The sequence below is a fragment of the Phyllobacterium bourgognense genome, from assembly GCF_003337575.1.
In the GTDB taxonomy this organism is placed as follows: domain Bacteria; phylum Pseudomonadota; class Alphaproteobacteria; order Rhizobiales; family Rhizobiaceae; genus Phyllobacterium; species Phyllobacterium bourgognense.
This window is the reverse complement of sequence record NZ_QPJM01000007.1, coordinates 73,389-91,454: the sequence shown is the minus strand read 5'-3', so window position 1 is coordinate 91,454 and position 18,066 is coordinate 73,389. Positions and strand designations below refer to the sequence as shown.

Genomic DNA, 18,066 nt, shown 5'->3' with positions numbered 1-18,066 from the left:
CGACGTAGGACTTCACCTGGAGATGCGGATTGAAAGCAATCCGGCCCGATCGCGAACCTTTGCGGTTATCGCTGAATGAAGGCGATTGGCTCCATTTTCTGCTGGTGTGATTGCGGATGCCAGCCGCACCAGTTCGTCGGAAGCAATCAGATCAGTTGAATAGGCTCTCGTCATTTGCTCGAGGCGGCTGGCAGTATTTACCGTATCGCCGAACACGCTCATTCGACTTTCAGACAAACCCGGGATTTGACCCAGAACAACCGGCCCGGCATGAATGCCCACACCAATATTCAAATCCGGTCCAACGGAACTATCCTCGCGGTTCCAGGCCTCCACTGACTCAAGCATTGCAAATCCGCATCGGAGCGCCTTCGAGGATACAAAGGAGGGCGTGCCGCACCACGCCGCCATGACTTCGTCACCGGTGTTCGTTATCACAGTCGCAGAAAACGCTGAGACGACCTGTGTCATTCGCCGATGAAATGCTGAAAGAGTGTGGAATGCCGTGGGTAAATCGACGGCCTGGCAAAAACGTGTGAAGCCTTTGATATCTGCAAAAACCACAGAAGCGAAAACCAGTTTCGCATCGCGGTTGTCATCCATTTCGAAAGCGATCGGATAATTGCTGCGGCTAGCGAGATTTTCGACGCGTAACATTTTGACATCCTCGTTTGTGAACGCGCAAGAGACTTTCATAAGATCTATATTGCGCGCGAGATGTCGCAGAGGTTTGCCGGAAGACACCCGTTTTTGACCCTACCCGTAACGATTGGGTACCTTGCTACATTTCGATACATATATTTCAGGAAATTCGTGGAGCAGCGGGAAGTGCGACAACCACTCTGAATCCGCTACCGCTATTGTTAAGCGCGATTTCCCCCCCGTGGTGGTGAATGATTGCCCGGGCAATCGACAAGCCTAGACCGACCCCGCCGGTTTCCCGGTTGCGGGATTGCTCCAGGCGGAAAAACGGAGCGAATACGTCTTCGAATGCGGTTTCAGGTATGCCTGGACCATCGTCCTCGATAGTGATGTCGATGCCCTCGTGCCGCTTTTCGACGCTGACGCGCGCCCTTTCGCCATAGCGGACAGCATTTTCGATTAAGTTGCGGAAGGCACGCCGCAGAGCGTCGGGCCGGCATCGGTAAACGATATTCTCGCCTTCAAGAAACTTGACGTCCTGACCGAGCTCCGCCATGTCGTCGCAAATGCTCTCGACCAGGGCGGAGATATTCATGGCACGTGTGTTCTCAACCGTGCCTTCCTCCCGTGCAAACGCCAGGGCCGCTTCCGTCATCGTTTGTATCTCGTCTATGGTCGCAAGCATCTTCTGTTGCACGTCCGGTTCCGTGACAAACTCCGCCCTCAGGCGGAGCGATGTCAGCGGCGTTCGCAGATCGTGACCAATGGCGGCCAGCATCCGGGTTCGGTCCTCGACAAAGCGATGCAAGCGGCCCTGCATACGATTGAATGCTTCAGCCGTCTGGCGGATATCGTCGGGTCCTGCTTCGGGAAGCGGTTGTATGCTTTCGCCTCGCCCCAGAGCTTCGGCTGCCATGGCAAGTCGGCGCATCGGACTTGCGATCTGCCTGGCCACGATGACACCGATCAGCGAAAGAATTGCAGCTGTTATAGCAAGGGACGACAGGGTCTGGACGTTCCAGATGGAATTTGGAACCGATTTGGCGTAGGCCGTGTTCAGCCAGGTGCCATCGCTCAATTCAACGGTTAGCCCCATTCCGTTTGAATGGCCGAGATAGATGAATTTTGCTGGCTGCGGTATCGTCCAGACATGCGGACCAAGCGTGGTCCATGAATCGGATTGCGCAGCCAGCGCCTGGAAGGGCGAGGGTTCGGGCCGCGCGGTTTCTGCGGCGGTTGATGTCGCTGCTCCGGGCATTTTGAACTTCAAGGCTTTTAGATTTGGCATGGGTTTTGACAGTTGCGCCCATGCCTCGCGACGCCACGCGTTTGCGTCCACCGGCGCTTGAGAGGATAGCCAGAACCGGCTGTAGCCTGTGCCGCTCGCATCCAGGACATCGTTGCGAAACGTCGTTGGTATGGTTTCGAGCAACGTCGCAAGGGAAGCCGTTCGGCTGAAAAACTCTGCCTTCGCGGCCGCCTGCAGTGCTTTACCCCGCTCGTCCCACGAAACGAAGAAACTGAGTGCCTGGGAAAGCGCGAGCGCGAGCAGCATCAAGCCTATGAATTGTGCGGCAAGACTGCGCTTCCACCACCGTTTCATGCCCGCTCCACCTCTGCGCAAAGACTATAGCCACCGCCCCAGTGTGTCTTGATAATTGAAGGGTTCTTAGGATCGACCTCGACTTTCTTGCGCAACCGGCTGACCTGGTTGTCTATGCTCCGGTCGAATGAATCGGCGCTGCGACCGACGGTCAGGTCCATGAGCTGATCGCGGCTGAGCACCATTCCGGGATGTTCGAGAAAGGCCTTTAGTAGCCGAAATTCCGCCGTACTGAGCGGGACGCCGACGCCGTCCCCCCCAAGCAGTTCCCGGCGACCGACATCCAGACTCCAGCGCTCGAAACTGATCGTCTTTGCCTTGGGCATTTCGCGCTGTGGCGGCAGGCTATTGACCCGCCGCAAGACTGCCCTGATCCGTGCGAGCAGCTCACGTGGATTAAAGGGCTTGATGAGATAGTCGTCGGCTCCAAGCTCCAGACCGATAATGCGGTCGGTGTCGTCGGCCATGGCAGTCAGGAAAATAATCGGCAGCTCCGTCGAACGCCGCAACTGCCGGCAAACGGACAAGCCGTCTTCCCCGGGCATCATTATATCAAGAATGATAAGGTCCGGGGCGTTGCGTTCGAGCAGCCGTCTCAGTGCGGACCCGCTTTCAGCCACGCTGATGCGATATCCTTGCTGAGAGAGATATTTGCCAACAAGGTCGCGGATATCCCGGTGATCGTCGACTACTGCGATATGGGGTACGGATTCCATCGGGCACATCCCTGACTTTAATGCACACGCGTGAAATATCACTCGAAGGAGTTTTCCGGTATCCGGAAAATTGTATCAAAGTTTGTCAAGCCATATCGGGTTGGCTACCTGCCCGTCGTGTTGATGCTGCTAATTTGTAGCGAAATGTCCCGTCACGCAATCCTGCGATACTTTGCGACAACTCTGCCCTTGGTACGGCACAACTCTGCGACAAACCGCAAATACGCTGTCTGATGTCAATGAAACAGTCCATCGACTAATCAGAAAGCGAGATCGTCATGAACAAATATCTGATCGCCGCCATCGCAACAGTGGGTATTGCGTTCTCAGCCGGAACTGCGCTTGCGTGCCAGAAGCTCAACTCCGCAAATACGCAGACAGAGCAGGCACCGCAAACGCCATCAAGCTCCGATACGAACCAGCAGCCAGGCTAATGATTTGGTCCTGAACTCCGATGTCGAGAAGTCCGTGCCGGTTCCGCCGGCACGGTTCCCTTGATCGTTGTCATCTCCAGGAGTGCAAGCAATGAATGAAGACTCTCAAAAAACGGGTCCGACACGCCGGGCCGTTCTGGAATCCGGTGCAGCAGCCGGGTTTTTCCTCGCAACGGGATTACCAGCGGCGGGCCAACAAATGCCGACCGCCAGGGACCACGATGACGATGCCGGCACAAGGATCGTTGACCCGGTGGAACTCACCCTGAACGTCAACTTGCGCAACTATTCTGTTGGCGTCGATCCCCGTACGACATTACTCGATGCGTTGCGCAATCATCTTGATCTGACCGGCTCCAAGAAAGGTTGCGATCATGGACAGTGTGGAGCGTGCACCGTGCTGGTCAATGGCCAACGGATCAATTCCTGCCTCACGCTGGCCGCAATGCATGACGGCGACGCCATCACGACCATTGAGGGCCTTGCGAAGGGTGCTGCGCTCCATCCCATGCAGGCTGCATTCATTGCCCATGACGGATTTCAGTGCGGTTACTGCACACCCGGCCAGATTTGCTCGGCCGTCGGCATGCTGCAAGAAGCGGCAGCCGGCTGGCCAAGCCATGTTAGCGAAACGCTTTCTAGCCCTAGCGTCTCCTTGACTGATGCGGAGATACGCGAGCGCATGAGCGGAAATATCTGTCGCTGCTCCGCATACCCCAATATTGTCGCTGCGATCCGCGACGTCGCCGGAGAGGTTTGAAACATGAAACCTTTCACCTATCAAAGGGCAGGCGAACTCCGCGATGCAATGGCAGGTGTCGCCGGTACACCGAACGCCAAATTCATCAGTGGCGGCACGAATTTGCTCGACCTCATGAAGCTGGAAATCGAACGGCCGGCCCATCTGATCGACATCAACCATCTTCCCTTCAATGGAATTGAAGAAACAGCAGAAGGCGGCCTGCGCATCGGTGCACAAGTGCGCAACAGCACGCTCGCCGCTGATTCACGCATAAGATCTAACTATCCGGTCCTGGCACAGGCACTGCTTGCGGGCGCTTCTGCGCAAATCCGCAACAAAGCGTCGACGGGTGGCAACCTGCTGCAGAGGACGCGTTGTTATTACTTCTATGATCGCAATATGCCTTGCAACAAGCGCAAGCCTGGTTCCGGGTGTGCAGCGCTCCATGGCTTCAACCGCATGCATGCTGTGCTTGGATCAAGCGACGCCTGTATTGCCGTACATCCGTCGGACATGGCGGTTGCCATGCTGGTTCTCGACGCATCCGTGGAGACGATGGACACCGAAGGCGTGACAAGACAAATCCCTGTTGGCGATCTGCACCGGCTGCCTGGGTCCACGCCCGATGTTGAAACGCAGCTAAAGCTCGGGGAAATGATCACCGCGGTTATTTTGCCGCCTGGTCAGCCCGGGCGGCAGCTCTACCGCAAGGTTCGTGATCGGGCATCCTACGCATTTGCACTCGTATCGGTTGCAGCAATCGTCCATGTGGCAGGCGATACGATTGCAGGGGCGCGGTTCGCGCTTGGCGGCGTCGCGGCCAAACCATGGCGCGTTCCCGAAGCCGAAGCAATCCTGCTCGGCGAGAAGGTTTCGACCGAAATGTTCGAACGGGCCGCAGACATCGCCTTGGCAAATGCCGTTGGTCGCGGCGGCAACGACTTCAAAATCCCCTTGGCAAAGCGGACGATACAACAGGCGCTTGCTGCTGCTTCACAACGCGGATGAGGAAGATCATGTCCAATTCAACACCCATAGCGGACACCGGAAAAAACTGGATCGGCCAGCCGGTCGATCGTGTCGACGGCGCGCTGAAGGTAACGGGGCAAGCGGTCTACGCTTATGAGCATAGGACAGATGGTCCGGTTGCCTATGGTTATATTCTTGGGGCCGGCATCGCGCGCGGCCGCGTCTCTGCGATCGATACTGCACAGGCCGAGGCAATGCCGGGTGTCCTCCGTGTGATGACGTATAAGAATGCACCGACACAACCTGCATTTGGTCCGGCTGTCACGCCAGCGGTGCGTGAAGTCTTTACCCGTCCGCGACCCGTCCTCTCGACTGACCGCGTTCGCTACTATGACGAGCCTGTTGCCTTGGTCGTGGCAGAAACGTTCGAGGCGGCACGAGGTGCTGCACGAGTTATTGCGATCGACTACGAAGACGAGCGCGGTGCGTATGATTTAAGTAGGCACCTTGCGGATGCCTATGCGCCGCAGCGCACCAATGCCGGGTTTCAAACGGACTCGCTTGTCGGCGACTTCGAGGCAGCGTTTGCTGATAGCGCCGTCAAGGTCGATACAATCTATACGACACCCTACGAACATCACAATCCGATGGAACCGCATGCCACACTCGCAGCTTGGTCCGGCGATGAAGTGACAATTTACACGAGTGCCCAGACGCTTGCGAATTTCCGGGCCGGTATCGCCAATACGTTGCAAATCCCGCCTGACAAGGTGCATCTCGTCAGTCGCTTTATCGGCGGCGGATTTGGCTCGAAATTGATCGTGCATGCCGATACTATTCTCGCCGCGCTCGCCGCCAGGGATCTCCAGCGTCCGGTCAAGATTGCGCTGACGCGACAACAGATGTTTGCAAATGCGGGTCACCGCGCAAAAATGATCCAGTCGGTCAGGCTGAGCGCCAACCGTGAAGGCAAGCTCACCGGTATCGCCCATGATGTCTGTTCGGCGACCTCCCGGTTCGAAGAATTCTGCGAACAGACTGCCGTGTTTGCGCGATCCCTCTATGCGGCTCCAAATCGGATTACGAGGCATCGTTTGGTCAGTGTTGACACAAACCGCGGTGAGTGGATGCGGTCGCCGGGCGAAGCGCCAGGCATGCTCGCATTTGAATGTGCCATGGACGAGTTGGCTGACCAGATCGGTATTGATCCAATCCAATTGCGTATCCGCAATGAGCCCGAGGTAGATCCGGAGCGCAACGTTCCGTTTTCCACACGCAACCTCGTCGCCTGTATGCAAGAGGGCGCACGTCGCTTTGGATGGGAGCAAAGACAGGCGAAGCCGGGTACGGTGCGACAGGGACGCAAGCTGATCGGCCTTGGTATGGCGGCTGCGATCCGGCCCAACTACCTTGGCGCGTCGGCAGCCCGGATAAGCATCGACGGGAACGGTCAGGTGAAAGTTCAGCTCGATATGACCGATATCGGCACGGGAACCTACACCATCCTGGCACAGATCGCTGCCACAAGCCTCGGTCTTCCCCCTTCTGCAATTGATGTCCAACTCGGTGACAGCCATTTTCCGCGCACCGCGGGATCCGGCGGGTCGTGGGGTGCGGCAAGCGCCGGCTCCGCCGTCCACAATGCCTGCGAAGCGTTGAAGCAAAAAATAGCGAAGGTTTCACAAGAGGTGCGAGGATCGCCTTTTTATGGTTCGAATCCTGATCGAACCGAATTCACGAACGGAGAAATCAGAATAGGGGATCGTTCGGAAAACCTTGCCAACCTCATCAATCGTGTAGCGCCGCAGGGACTGGATGCTCAAGGGGCCGTAGAGGCAGCCGGTGAGAACTACCGAAACTATTCCCAGCATGCCTATGGTGCACATTTCGTCGAGATAGAAGTCGATCTGGATACAGCCGAGATGCGGGTCAGCCGCATGCTCAGTGTCATTGGTGCAGGTCGCATCCTCAATCCCAAAACAGCACGCTCGCAAATTATCGGAGGCATGGTTTGGGGGATCGGTGCTGCGCTCATGGAAGAGAGTGTTCTTGACCCGAGATACGGTCACTTCGTCAATCACGATCTCGCCGAATACCATGTTCCGGTAAATGCGGATGTCCCTGATCTTGATGTCGTTTTTCTGGAGGAGTCCGATGGCAATGCAAATGTCTTCGGAAGCAAGGGAATAGGAGAATTGGGCGTTTGCGGTGCAGGCGCTGCCGTTGCCAACGCGATCTTCAATGCCACCGGAGTGCGCGTTCGCGAGTTTCCGGTCACCCTGGACAAGGTATTGCCCGGGCTGCCGGTTCAGACATCATCCGGAGCAAACAGGAGTTGACCATGCAAGAGACTGATCGTGTTCCTGAATATGTCCGCGACCGAATCGAGAAGACGAACGATCTCGGTCACAAATATATCGTCAGTGTCGCACTTTGTGCCGTCCTGATTGCAACGATACAAGGAGGTTACGGCAATTCCGGTTTGTTTGCAGAATCCGTGTCAGCTTCACGTCATGCCGCGAGCGAAACACCATTGCAACTAACGGACGCCACGATGTGCGGCACTGAGAACCACAAATGGCATCCGCTGAAGCGCGAAATTGATGCATAAAGTGTAGCGCGGACCAACACGCGTCTTAAACATGCCAGTCGGAAGTTTGTGAGGACAGCGCATCGGTGCCCGTGTCAACACCCAGATCGTCGAGGGAATAGGCCCTGATGTAGTCGATTTTCATTTCAGAACCATCCGCCAAACCGTCCGTTGGCGTGCCCGCTATGCCTCCGACGGCGAGGTTGACGAGCATGTACATCGGGTCGTGCATGTCCGATGGGGTATCCGCATGCGCGACGGCAACATCATCGAAATACCAGACAATCTCATCTTCCTGCCATAGCACGCCGTAGCTGTGAAATCCGTCGGTATCGCCGACCTTCACAGCAGTTGTTTCTGAAGTCTGTTCGCCGGTCTCGTTCGAGTGGACGGTGGCGTGGATGGTGTTCGGATCCTGTCCGGTCATTTCCACGACGTCGAGTTCAGGGGGCCAGGAACCGTCTTCTGGAAGCAGCCAGAAGGCAGGCCATGTACCCTGATCGTCCGGCATGTCGGCGCGGATTTCGAAGTAGCCATAGGTCTGGGCGAAGGACGGATGAGTCGTCAGCATGCCAGATGTATAGTCGTAATCTTCGACTTCGGATTTGATCGCGTCCGGCGTCTGTTCCGCGGTAATAGTCAAGACACCATCGTTTACGGAAAATGGATTGACTGCGGCTGTGGGCTGGTAGGCAGGGTTGACATACCATTGAAGCTCGCCGTTGCCTGGCAGCGTTCCTCCCTTTTCGGGCGCCCACCAATATTTCGCCTCCCATGTACCGGTATCCCCGTCATGAAGCTGGAGCGAATTGAAATCGTCGGAAAAGGTACGGGTCAAAGTGGAACGATCAAGACTCAGTTCAAACTGGTCCGCCCGGAGTTCGTCTGCAGTCGTGTCGTTAAAAACCAGAGTTTCGCCTGTTCCGAGAGACAGCCTGAGATCGTCCCCTTCCTGGGTGAGATTGTTGCGAACCTGCTCGAAAGAGGTCAGCCCGTAACCATCGAGGCGCACCACATCGTTGGAACCGAAATCGGTGAGGAGATCGCTCCCGTTGCCCTTCGTCACGATGAAGGTATCGGCACCACCCGCGCCGGTAAGAACGTCGTTCCCTTCGCGGCCATCGATGGTCTGGCTGCCGGAACCACCTGTAATTATGTTATCGGCATTGTTGCCAAAGGCGTAACGTCCATCGCCTGTGACGGTCAGGTTCTCAAAATTTTCCCGCAGAGTGGAACTCATCCACGTATTTACGGTATCAATGCCTTGATCCGCTGCCTCATAGACGCGATTGATGCTTGAATAGCGATAGTAAATGTCGTCGCCCATCCCGCCCATCATGGTGACGTTGACGGCGGCGTCTCCCCACAAGGAATCATTACCATTCGTGCCGTGAAGTTCGCGACCGGATCCAGTTGCGGAAAACCATGCCGTCGAGCTTCCGCTGTAATACAACGGTACACCCACGGCGTTCAGGATAGTTCTGCTCATCGAATTCTCTCCAACTTGCGTATCCGGCCTCCTCATCGGATGCGGACTATCCTCCCACAACGAAACGTAACATCCAGATTTCTAACGGTCTACCGCTTTGCAAGGGAATATTATCCTAAAACACCGTTCCTGTGGTAATGTGAGTTCAAACCCGTGTCAGTATTGGTCGCCAGATGCTGTGACATGGGCCAGCCGATAAGCTACGGACACACCGCCGCTTGCAATCTCTGACATCACCGTCCGCATGCCACTCGAATGGCGGAACGCCTGCAACTGATCGACGAGAAAACAACCGAGGATTTTCAGGTGGAGTTTAAACGAAAAACTGCGGCTCTTCCGGGGAAGAACCGCAGTTTTTATCGCGTCTTGTCACTCGTTAGCAGGCGGACCCCTGGCACAATTTGCTCGAAAGGTCCGTGCTGCCTTTCAGCGGCTGCGCCGAGACGAAAGCCGGTAACGGACGGCGCCATTCGCTGACTTTCTCATCGCTAAAATTTTTGGTCGCCACGGTCGTCATAAGGAGCTCGAGCTCTTTTCGGCTGACGCGATCGGCACGCATGACAGCGTTGATCAGCGGGTCCGAAAGGACTTGTGACTGCGTGAGGTCGGAATAAAACTGGGACATATTGGTCTCCTTCTCGATGACCAGTAAAACTGTATTGGATCAAAATTACGGCGTTGGGGGTTACGGGTAGGGTGGCTAACGAGTGAATTGACTTCGGCATTCAATGTGTGTTACCGGTCAGTAACGTCCCAATAGTTACTAAGCGGTAACATCAATGTCAAGTACCCCTTTGCAAGCAATAGCAGATAATTCTGACAAGCTCGTGACCACGCTGGAACGTCCTCGTGAGCGGATCGTGAAGAGCGCCATAGAGCTGTTTCGCCAACACGGGATCAAAGGCGTCGGTGTCGATGCCATTGCCGAGGCTGCGGGCTCCAACAAGATGACGCTCTATCGTCACTTTGGCTGCAAGGACGATCTGGTTTGCGAGTGCCTGAAACAGGTGTCGAGCGAAAAGGAACGTATCTGGACCGATCTGGAGAACACCTATCCCGGTGACCCGGCAAAGCAGTTGCGGGGTTGGGTCGATGAAGCTGCCCAACGCATCTTCAATGATTTGCGCGGCTGCGATCTCGTCAATGCGGCGGTTGAAATAAAAGAGGCCGGTCACCCCGCCCAAAAAGTCATCATGGACGCTAAAAAAGCGCATGTGCAGCATTTGGTTGAACTTTGCCGAATGGCGGGCGTTCAGCAATACGAACAGCTCGCCCAGGCCCTCGTACTTCTGGTCGAGGGCGCGCGTGTCTGTGGTCAGAGCATCGGTATCGAGGGCCCGCAACAGAGGCTGAAGCAGACCTGCGACGCCTTGATAGATGCATTTTCCAAACACTGATAATATTGAAAACAATTCCTGAATGTCAGCCATTCAAGTGATTGTGTTTGTGCCCGGCTGTCGATGCTCGGTATTGAGAAGCCGGCGCCTCGTATCATTGCAGGCGTCCGAACCGCAACGACAGGACGGATCCATGAAACAGAGCATTGAAATCAAGACGGCCGACGGCACGGCCAAAGCCGCCATCTTTCGCGCTGATCCCTCGGCGACGGCACCAAAGATAAGCAGTGGCGAGCGCGGTGCGGTGTTCTACATGGATGCGATGGGGCCGAGGCCTGCACTGGACGGCATGGCCCAGCGTCTTGCAAATCTCGGCTATGTGGTTCTTCTGCCAGATCTCTTCTATCGGTTCGGAGCCTATGGCCCCTTTACCGGAACGGCGTTTTCCGACGAAACCGCCAAAGCACAGATCATGACCATGGTCCGCGGCACAAGCCAGGAAATGACCAGACGCGATACGACTTCGTTCCTCGATACGCTGGTGGCGGCCGGTGTGACCGGACCCATTGGTACCGTCGGTTATTGCATGGGCGGTGGGCGAGCCGTTACCGCTGCAGGCGCTTTTCCGGATAGGGTTGCGGCAGCGGCGAGCTTTCATGGCGGTAATCTCGCCAGCGACGCTGATGACAGCCCGCATCGTTTGGCCGGCGCCATCAAGGGCCGCGTCTATGTGGGAGTGGCAGGAGTTGACGGCAGCTTTCCGCCGGAGCAATCGGCACGTCTCGCCGAAGCCTTAAGGACCGCCGAAGTCGATCATATTATCGAAAACTATGTCGGCATGGCCCATGGCTGGGCGGTACCGGATCACGGCGTTTACAATGCCGTGGGTGGCGACAGGCACTGGAAGCGGCTGGAAACATTCTTCGATGAAGCCTTGAGCCAAGGCACTTCGCTCTAGTGTTTGGAAGCGCCCTTTTGCCGGGCGCTCCCAATTGTTAGACTTACTTCTGGATGCAGGTCGCAACCGTATCCTTGGTGCATTCGTCGAGACCGGTAAAGACCGGATCTTCAACGGGCTTGCCTTCGATCAGGTCGATCATGACGGAAGGTGCCTTATAGCCCATCTCGAAGGGCCGCTGACCGACGAGTGCGGTAACAAGGCCTTCGCCGGCAATGGCCACTTCATCGCCGATCGTATCGGCAGCGCCGATGACGAATTCATTGCTGGCGATCTTTTCCTTGTAGGGACCAAACAGGTCACGGTAAGGCTGTGGGGCGCCGAACAGCGGCCAGCCGCCCATGATCCCGAAGGCGTCGAGCTTCGGATTGGCCGCAAGGATGTCGGTCATCGCCTGAACGCCCTTGGCGCCGTCGTCATTGGTGAAGACAGGGCAGCCCGGAACCTCCGTCCAGCCGCCTTCGCCCTTGAGTGCGGCCAAGCCCTTCTGACCAGTCAGCGCATCGCGCATGCCTTGCGCCCGGCGAAGAATGTTGTCGGCGCCGGTATTGCCCTCGATCGTGCAGATCGTGCCGCCATTCGGCTTGCCCTTCTTGATATATTCGCCAATCTTGAAGCCCATCAGATAGTTGTCTGTTCCAAGATAGGTCTTGCGCAACGCGGCATCTTCAGCGGCAAGATCAGCGTCTAGCGTCATCACGGGGACCGATGGATTGGCCGTCTTGATCGTCTGGGCAATCAGCTTGGCGTTCGAAGGCGAGATCGCGATCGCGGCCGTATCGGCCTTGCCGAGCATGTCCTGGACGATCTGAGCTTCGCCGGCTTCATCCGATGTCGATGCGGGACCGGTGTAGAAGCATTCATACTCCGAACTCGCATTCTCGCTGTTCCACTTCTGGCAACCTTGATTGATTGCCTCGAAAAACGGATTGTCGAGACCTTTTACGACGATGACGAGCTGTTTTTTTGCCAGAGCAGGTCCCGCACCAAGTGCGAGGGCAGCCGCGGCGACTAACAATAGTGACTTTCTCATTTATTCCTCCCTGGAAACAAACGGACATGAAATGCCCGCCATTCAGTCTCAACCGCTGATCGGATGAGCGACCGCGGGTGCTAAACCTGCTTTATCCCGAACCCCCTCCAACTTTATCCGTTGCGTTACAGACAAAGGTATTCCTCCAGACACCAGCTAATATTGGCAAAGTTCGTCCGTCAATGGGTATTTATCATATAAAACGACTTTTGGTGTAGATGGTGACCGGAATCGGCCGAAAGCCGATTGACGCCCCACGCCGCGTTTGCGTAAATGCCCCTCACGGCTCTTCCTGGGAGGGGAGGGCGGGATCGCAAAAAGCCTCGTGTTCCAAGGGAACATTTGGCGGTGCGACCAAAATGCACGGGAGGCATACAGCTGGTGGCAGTTCTGGAACTCACCAACATTTCAAAACATTTCGGCGCCATTCAGGCTGTCAACGATGTTTCATTTTCCATCGAGGCCGGCGAAGTCGTTGGCCTCATGGGCGACAATGGCGCGGGTAAATCGACGCTCGTCAAAATGATTGCAGGCAATTTCAGCCCGAGCCATGGCACCATGCGCATGGATGGCGCCGAGTTGGTCCTCAACAAGCCGGTAGAAGCGCGCCGTCACGGCATCGAGATCGTTCACCAGGATCTGGCGCTCTGCGATAACCTGACCGCCGCGGCAAATGTCTTCCTTGGTCGCGAGATTCGCCGCGGCGTCGGGCCTTTCCGCATCCTCGACTACGCGTCGATGTATAAACGCGCCGGACAGATTTTCGCCGAGCTGAAATCCGAGACCCGCCCTCGCGACCTCGTCAAGCAGATGTCCGGCGGGCAGCGGCAGGCGGTGGCGATTGCAAGGACGAGGCTTTCCGAGGCGAAGATCGTGCTCATGGACGAACCGACGGCGGCGATCTCCGTGCGTCAGGTTGCCGAGGTTCTGAATTTGATACGCCACCTGCGTGATCAGGGTATTGCCGTTGTGCTCATCAGCCACCGCATGCCGGATGTTTTCGATGTCGCCGACCGGGTCATCGTCATGCGGCGGGGGCGCAAGGTTGCCGACAAGCGGATTGCGGCGAGTTCGCCCGAAGAAGTCACCGGCCTCATCACCGGCGCCATCGAACAGGTTGCGTAGCCGACATGTCGGCAAAGCTAAGAGATAGATAGAAGGTCGATATGGCAATTACACTTGACCAGACCATTGCGCACAAGCAGCAGAGCTGGCTTGCGGAAAAACTGAGCAGCCAGACTTTCTGGGTTTTGGTCGCCGTCATTCTTGCGTGCATCTTTTTGTCGTTCGCGACTGATTCCTTCGCGACCTCCAAAAACCTCTACAACATCACTCGAAACGTCACCTTCGTCGCGATCATCGCGCTTGGCATGACGCTGGTCATCATCACAGGCGGCATCGATCTGTCCGTTGGCTCGGTTCTTTGTCTTTGCAGCATGATACTCGGCGTCGTCATGCATGCCGGTTACAGTATCGAGGTCGGTATAGCAGCTTCCATCGCTACAGCTCTGGTCATCGGCGCATGTCATGGTGTGCTTATTGCCTATATAGGCATGCCGTCATTCGTTGTAACGCTCGCGACGCTGTCGATCGCACGCAGTCTGGCCATGGTCGCGTCGGGCAATACGGTGGTTTTCCAGTTCGGGCCAGACCATGACAAGCTCCTGGCGCTTGGCGGCGGTGCATGGTTCTTCGGTATCGCAAACCCCGTGGTTTACATGGTCGTGCTGGCCTTGCTTACCGGCTTTATCTTGCGTTGGACGAGGTTCGGACGGTACATTTATGCCATTGGCGGCAATGAGCATGCGGCGATCCTTACCGGCGTGCCGGTTCGCCAGATCAAGGTGGCGGTCTATATGATCTCGTCGCTTTCCGCAGGTATTGCCGGGATTATCCAGACCGGCTGGCTTGGTGCGATCACCACCAATATCGGCACCGGCCTCGAATTGCAGGTTATTGCCGCAGCCGTCATCGGCGGTGCGGCTCTCGCAGGCGGTGTCGGCACGGCCCTCGGGGCAATCGTTGGTGCGGCATTGATCGAGGTGATCCGCAACAGTCTTGGATTGCTTGGCATCAATGCCTTCTGGCAAGGCTGTTTCATTGGCGGCGCCATCCTGTTCGCGGTGCTGTTCGACCGGATTCGCAAATTCCGCCAGAGTGAATGATTGAGTCCTAAGGAGAATGCAAAAATGAAGAAGCGGATCGTATTCACAGGCGGTACCGGTAAAGCCGGCCGTCACGTGGTTCCTTATCTCGTCGACAAGGGTTACGAGGTCCTGAATGTCGATCTCGCCCCGCTGGATTATCCCGGCGTCAACACCATCAATGCCGATATTGCCGACAGCGGCCAGATGTTCGACGTACTATCCAGCCACTTTGGTTTCGAGGGCTACGAGACCGGCAAGGGTCCGGCTCCGATCGATGCAGTCGTGCATTTTGCAGCGGTGCCTCGTGTGTTGATCAAACCGGACAACGAGACGTTCCGCATCAATACGATCGGGACCTATAATGTCATCGAGGCCGCGGTGAAGCTTGGGATCAAGAAGGTCATCGTCGCGTCGAGCGAGACGACCTATGGCGTCTGCTTTGCCGAAGGCGACAAGGATTTCCATCATTTCCCGCTTGAGGAAGATTACGATACCGACCCGATGGACAGCTACGGGCTTTCCAAGGTGCTGAACGAGAAGACCGCGCGCGCCTTTGCCATGCGTTATGGCGCCGATATCTACGCTCTGCGCATCGGCAATGTCATCGAACCGCACGAGTACGACCGGTTTCCCGCATTCCTCGCCGACCCGATGTCGCGCAAACGCAACGCGTGGAGTTACATCGATGCGCGCGACCTTGGGCAGATCGTCGATCTTGCAATCCGCAAGGACGGCCTTGGCTTCCAGGTATTCAATGCCGTCAATGACACGATCACCGCGAAGCTTCCAACGCGGGAATTTCTCGAGAAATATTGTCCCGGCACACCGATCCGGCGCGAGCTCGGCGAATTCGAAGCACCGCTCTCCAATCGCAAGACGCGCGAGGTGCTGGGTTTCCGCGAGGAGCACGACTGGCGCAAGTATGTGCCGCAGAAGTGATTTTAGCGCCAGTACTCGTGGAATAATCCGCCGAAATAGTAGGGACCAAAGCTCCAGACGGCCGCCCAGAGTGCAGCTCCAAGGAGGTTGGCGAGGAAGAAACTGTGCCACGGCATCCCGACCGAGCCGGCAACCAATCCATTCAATTGCCGCAGCACAACGACAAAGCGTGCGCCGACAACGATGATCGGTCCGCGGCGCCGGAATAGGTCTTCCAGCTTTTCCAGCCGTTCTGGGGTGAGTTTGACGAGCCAGCCATATCGCTTCAGCAGGGGCCGTCCGCCGAAATGCCCGATAGCATAGCCGGTACCGTCGCCGAGCACGGCGGCAATCCAGACGGTGAAAAACAGGTCGGTTACGGAGAGATCGCCGCGCACCGCGAGAAGCGACGATGCGACAAGCGCACTTTCGCCGGGAAGCGGAGCGCCGAAGGATTCCAGGTATATGATGACGAAGATCGCATAGAGCCCATATTGCTGGATGTACGGTTCCAGGAATGTAATGCCGGTGTGCAGGAATTCCACGGCTTTGCTTTCTGTTGACGCGTTGCTGGACGCCATACCTATTGGCACGAAATTATTATGATTCTCAACGTATGCAGGATATTTGGTCGTGCCGAACGTTCAAGTCCTGGCATTTTTCGATGCCACCTCCTGCGCCACCCAATCCAGAAACACCCGAACGCGTGGTGAAAGTTGACGATTGCGGGGATAGAGCAGGGAGACCGGCATCGGGCGTGGCGGACAATCGGGCAGAAGCTGTACAAGTGTGCCTCGTGCAAGATCATCAGCGGCGTGGAAGCGCGGCACCTGAACGAGACCGAGCCCCAGTCGTGCAGTTGCAAGGTAGCTCTCTGTGCCAGTCACAGAGATCGTTGTCGGTAGCGTCACATTTTCCAGTCGCTCGCCGATCATGAAATCCAGTGGCCGCACGACACCCGTCGTCAGCGACCGGAGCCCGATCATGCGATGGCCATCCAGCGCATCCCAGCTTGCCGGCGTGCCGAAACGGTCGAGGTAGGCGGGTGCCGCACATGTCAATCGCTCCAGCGTCGCGACGCGCCGCGCGATCATGTCGCTGTCCGGCAGGATACCGAACCGCAGCACGCAATCGACGCCCTCGCGGATCAGGTCGATCCACCGTTCGCCCTCGCTCATGCTGATTTCAATATCGGGATATTTCTCGAAAAAGGTCGGCAGACCCGGTAACAGGAAGTGCCGCGCCAGCGTGCCCTGAACCTCGACGCGCAGCAAACCCTTGGGCCTTGCCGCGCCGAACGCCCCTTCCGCATCCTCGAGATCGGCGACGATCGAGACGCATCGCCGGTGGTGAGCCTCGCCGTCAAGGGTCGGACTGACCTGCCGTGTGGTCCGTTCCAGCAGCCGCACACCGAGCCGCGCTTCCAGCTGTTTCACCGCGTCGGTCACGGTCGAGCGCGGCAGGCCAAGATCGTTGGCGGCGAGCGTGAAACTGCGCCGTTCGACCACCCGGACGAAGACGCGCATCGCTTCAAATCTGTCCATTTGGCAAGTTCCGATTGGATCAAGGGTTGATCGCATCATCAAATGCCAGTGTTCGCTTTGCAAGTTATTGTTCGATTTTTCCGAATAGTGATGCCGAGAAACGGGTGATTATCCGCGCTTTGCAATGATGCATTGTTTCGTCATTGAACAGTCCACAGAGGATCAAGACCATGACTCAACAGACAAACAAGGTTGCAATCGTCACCGGCGCATCGCGCGGTATTGGCGCAGCAATCGCAGAACGGCTGGCCAGTGATGGCTTTACCGTCGTCGTCAACTATGCCGGTAGCGCAAAGGAAGCCCAGGATCTGGTTGACAAGATCGAGGCCAGCGGTGGCAAGGCGGTGACTGCACAGGCGAATGTCGCTGATGCAGCCGCAGTGCGGCGTATGTTCGATTCCGCTGAGGCAGCTTTCGGGGGTGTAGACGTCCTCATCAACAATGCCGGCGTCCTGAAGACGATCCCGCTGGCTGACACGAGCGATGAAGAATTTGATCGCCACTTCGCCATCAACACCAAGGGTACTTTCAACACGTTACGTGAAGCTGGCAAGCGTTTGAGGGATGGGGGACGGATCGTCAACTTTTCGTCGACGAGCCTTGGTCTCAAGATGCCAGGCTATGCTTTGTACAATGCCACCAAAGCAGCGGTCGAAGCTTTCACGCATGTGTTTTCCAAAGAGCTGCGTGGCAGGAACATCACCGTTAACGCGGTGGCTCCCGGACCGATCGCCACCGACCTCTACCTCAAGGGCAAAAGCGAGGAAGTGGTCGCGATGGCTGCCAAGGCGCCGCCACTCGAACGTCTTGGTCAGCCCAGTGATATCGTCGGCGTGGTCTCGTTCCTCGTTGGCCCTGACGGCGGCTGGGTCAATGGCCAGGTCCTGCGCGCCAATGGCGGTGTCGCCTGATTTCGGCGATAAGAGCCGGGGGTTGATCCCTCG

General features: G+C 56.7%; 19 protein-coding genes. 11 read left to right on the top strand and 8 right to left on the bottom strand.

Going from position 1 to position 18,066, the window contains the following annotated elements; genetic code table 11:
* Window positions 1-12: 12 nt before the first annotated feature.
* From C7476_RS14125 to C7476_RS14115, 3 genes are all read right to left on the bottom strand, one after another.
* Window positions 13-657: an adenylate/guanylate cyclase domain-containing protein gene (locus C7476_RS14125; RefSeq protein ID WP_181872442.1), complete on the bottom strand. Its 645-nt coding sequence runs from the start codon at window positions 655-657 to the stop codon at window positions 13-15.
* Between the two features lie 145 nt (window positions 658-802).
* Window positions 803-2,245, bottom strand: a complete 1,443-nt coding sequence (locus C7476_RS14120; protein WP_114430548.1) for a sensor histidine kinase — start codon at window positions 2,243-2,245, stop codon at window positions 803-805.
* Window positions 2,242-2,961, bottom strand: coding sequence for a response regulator (locus tag C7476_RS14115; RefSeq protein ID WP_114430547.1), 720 nt, complete (start codon window positions 2,959-2,961; stop codon window positions 2,242-2,244). Before C7476_RS14115 ends, C7476_RS14120 begins: the two co-directional genes overlap by 4 nt.
* A 278-nt stretch (window positions 2,962-3,239) precedes the next feature.
* On the opposite strand from C7476_RS14115, the gene C7476_RS28155 reads away from it, so the two are divergent.
* From C7476_RS28155 to C7476_RS14095, 5 genes are all read left to right on the top strand, one after another.
* A complete protein-coding gene (locus C7476_RS28155; protein WP_181872441.1) occupies window positions 3,240-3,395 on the top strand; it encodes a hypothetical protein in 156 nt (51 codons plus the stop codon).
* 91 nt (window positions 3,396-3,486) lie between these two features.
* On the top strand, window positions 3,487-4,155 hold the full coding sequence (locus C7476_RS14110; protein ID WP_114430546.1) for a 2Fe-2S iron-sulfur cluster-binding protein: 669 nt from the start codon (window positions 3,487-3,489) through the stop codon (window positions 4,153-4,155).
* A 3-nt stretch (window positions 4,156-4,158) separates the two neighbouring features.
* Window positions 4,159-5,145 (top strand): FAD binding domain-containing protein, encoded by a 987-nt coding sequence (locus C7476_RS14105; protein WP_114430545.1) that lies wholly within the window; start codon window positions 4,159-4,161, stop codon window positions 5,143-5,145.
* Window positions 5,146-5,153: 8 nt separating this feature from the next.
* A complete protein-coding gene (locus C7476_RS14100; protein WP_114430544.1) occupies window positions 5,154-7,445 on the top strand; it encodes a xanthine dehydrogenase family protein molybdopterin-binding subunit in 2,292 nt (763 codons plus the stop codon).
* A gap of 2 nt (window positions 7,446-7,447) precedes the next feature.
* The gene (locus C7476_RS14095) at window positions 7,448-7,717 is read left to right on the top strand and encodes a hypothetical protein (RefSeq protein WP_114430543.1); all 270 of its coding nucleotides are present in this window, start codon (window positions 7,448-7,450) and stop codon (window positions 7,715-7,717) included.
* 25 nt (window positions 7,718-7,742) lie between these two features.
* On the opposite strand, the gene eglC is transcribed toward C7476_RS14095, so the two are convergent.
* Entirely contained in the window at window positions 7,743-9,185 is a 1,443-nt protein-coding gene (gene eglC / locus C7476_RS14090; RefSeq protein WP_114430542.1) for an endo-1,3-1,4-beta-glycanase EglC, read from the bottom strand.
* A 376-nt stretch (window positions 9,186-9,561) separates the two neighbouring features.
* Window positions 9,562-9,810, bottom strand: coding sequence for a hypothetical protein (locus C7476_RS14085; RefSeq protein WP_114430541.1), 249 nt, complete (start codon window positions 9,808-9,810; stop codon window positions 9,562-9,564).
* Between the two features lie 154 nt (window positions 9,811-9,964).
* Between C7476_RS14085 and C7476_RS14080 the strand changes: the two genes are divergently transcribed.
* Window positions 9,965-10,582 (top strand): TetR/AcrR family transcriptional regulator, encoded by a 618-nt coding sequence (locus tag C7476_RS14080; protein WP_114430540.1) that lies wholly within the window; start codon window positions 9,965-9,967, stop codon window positions 10,580-10,582.
* Window positions 10,583-10,715: 133 nt separating this feature from the next.
* Window positions 10,716-11,480 (top strand): dienelactone hydrolase family protein, encoded by a 765-nt coding sequence (locus C7476_RS14075; protein WP_114430665.1) that lies wholly within the window; start codon window positions 10,716-10,718, stop codon window positions 11,478-11,480.
* A gap of 43 nt (window positions 11,481-11,523) precedes the next feature.
* Here C7476_RS14075 and C7476_RS14070 read toward each other — a convergent pair whose 3' ends face one another.
* On the bottom strand, window positions 11,524-12,513 hold the full coding sequence (locus C7476_RS14070; RefSeq protein ID WP_114430539.1) for a substrate-binding domain-containing protein: 990 nt from the start codon (window positions 12,511-12,513) through the stop codon (window positions 11,524-11,526).
* 381 nt (window positions 12,514-12,894) lie between these two features.
* Between C7476_RS14070 and C7476_RS14065 the strand changes: the two genes are divergently transcribed.
* From C7476_RS14065 to C7476_RS14055, 3 genes are read left to right on the top strand one after another with little or no spacing between them, the layout of a single operon-like run.
* On the top strand, window positions 12,895-13,638 hold the full coding sequence (locus C7476_RS14065; RefSeq protein ID WP_114430538.1) for an ATP-binding cassette domain-containing protein: 744 nt from the start codon (window positions 12,895-12,897) through the stop codon (window positions 13,636-13,638).
* Between the two features lie 41 nt (window positions 13,639-13,679).
* Window positions 13,680-14,678 (top strand): ABC transporter permease, encoded by a 999-nt coding sequence (locus C7476_RS14060; RefSeq protein ID WP_114430537.1) that lies wholly within the window; start codon window positions 13,680-13,682, stop codon window positions 14,676-14,678.
* A 24-nt stretch (window positions 14,679-14,702) separates the two neighbouring features.
* On the top strand, window positions 14,703-15,599 hold the full coding sequence (locus C7476_RS14055; RefSeq protein WP_114430536.1) for an NAD-dependent epimerase/dehydratase family protein: 897 nt from the start codon (window positions 14,703-14,705) through the stop codon (window positions 15,597-15,599).
* 2 nt (window positions 15,600-15,601) lie between these two features.
* Here the strand turns inward: C7476_RS14055 and C7476_RS14050 are convergent, their stop codons facing one another.
* Window positions 15,602-16,102, bottom strand: a complete 501-nt coding sequence (locus tag C7476_RS14050; RefSeq protein WP_114430664.1) for a DedA family protein — start codon at window positions 16,100-16,102, stop codon at window positions 15,602-15,604.
* A 120-nt stretch (window positions 16,103-16,222) separates the two neighbouring features.
* On the bottom strand, window positions 16,223-17,122 hold the full coding sequence (locus C7476_RS14045) for a LysR family transcriptional regulator (protein WP_114430535.1): 900 nt from the start codon (window positions 17,120-17,122) through the stop codon (window positions 16,223-16,225).
* A gap of 170 nt (window positions 17,123-17,292) precedes the next feature.
* Between C7476_RS14045 and C7476_RS14040 the strand changes: the two genes are divergently transcribed.
* A complete protein-coding gene (locus C7476_RS14040; RefSeq protein WP_114430534.1) occupies window positions 17,293-18,033 on the top strand; it encodes an SDR family oxidoreductase in 741 nt (246 codons plus the stop codon).
* Window positions 18,034-18,066: the final 33 nt, after the last annotated feature.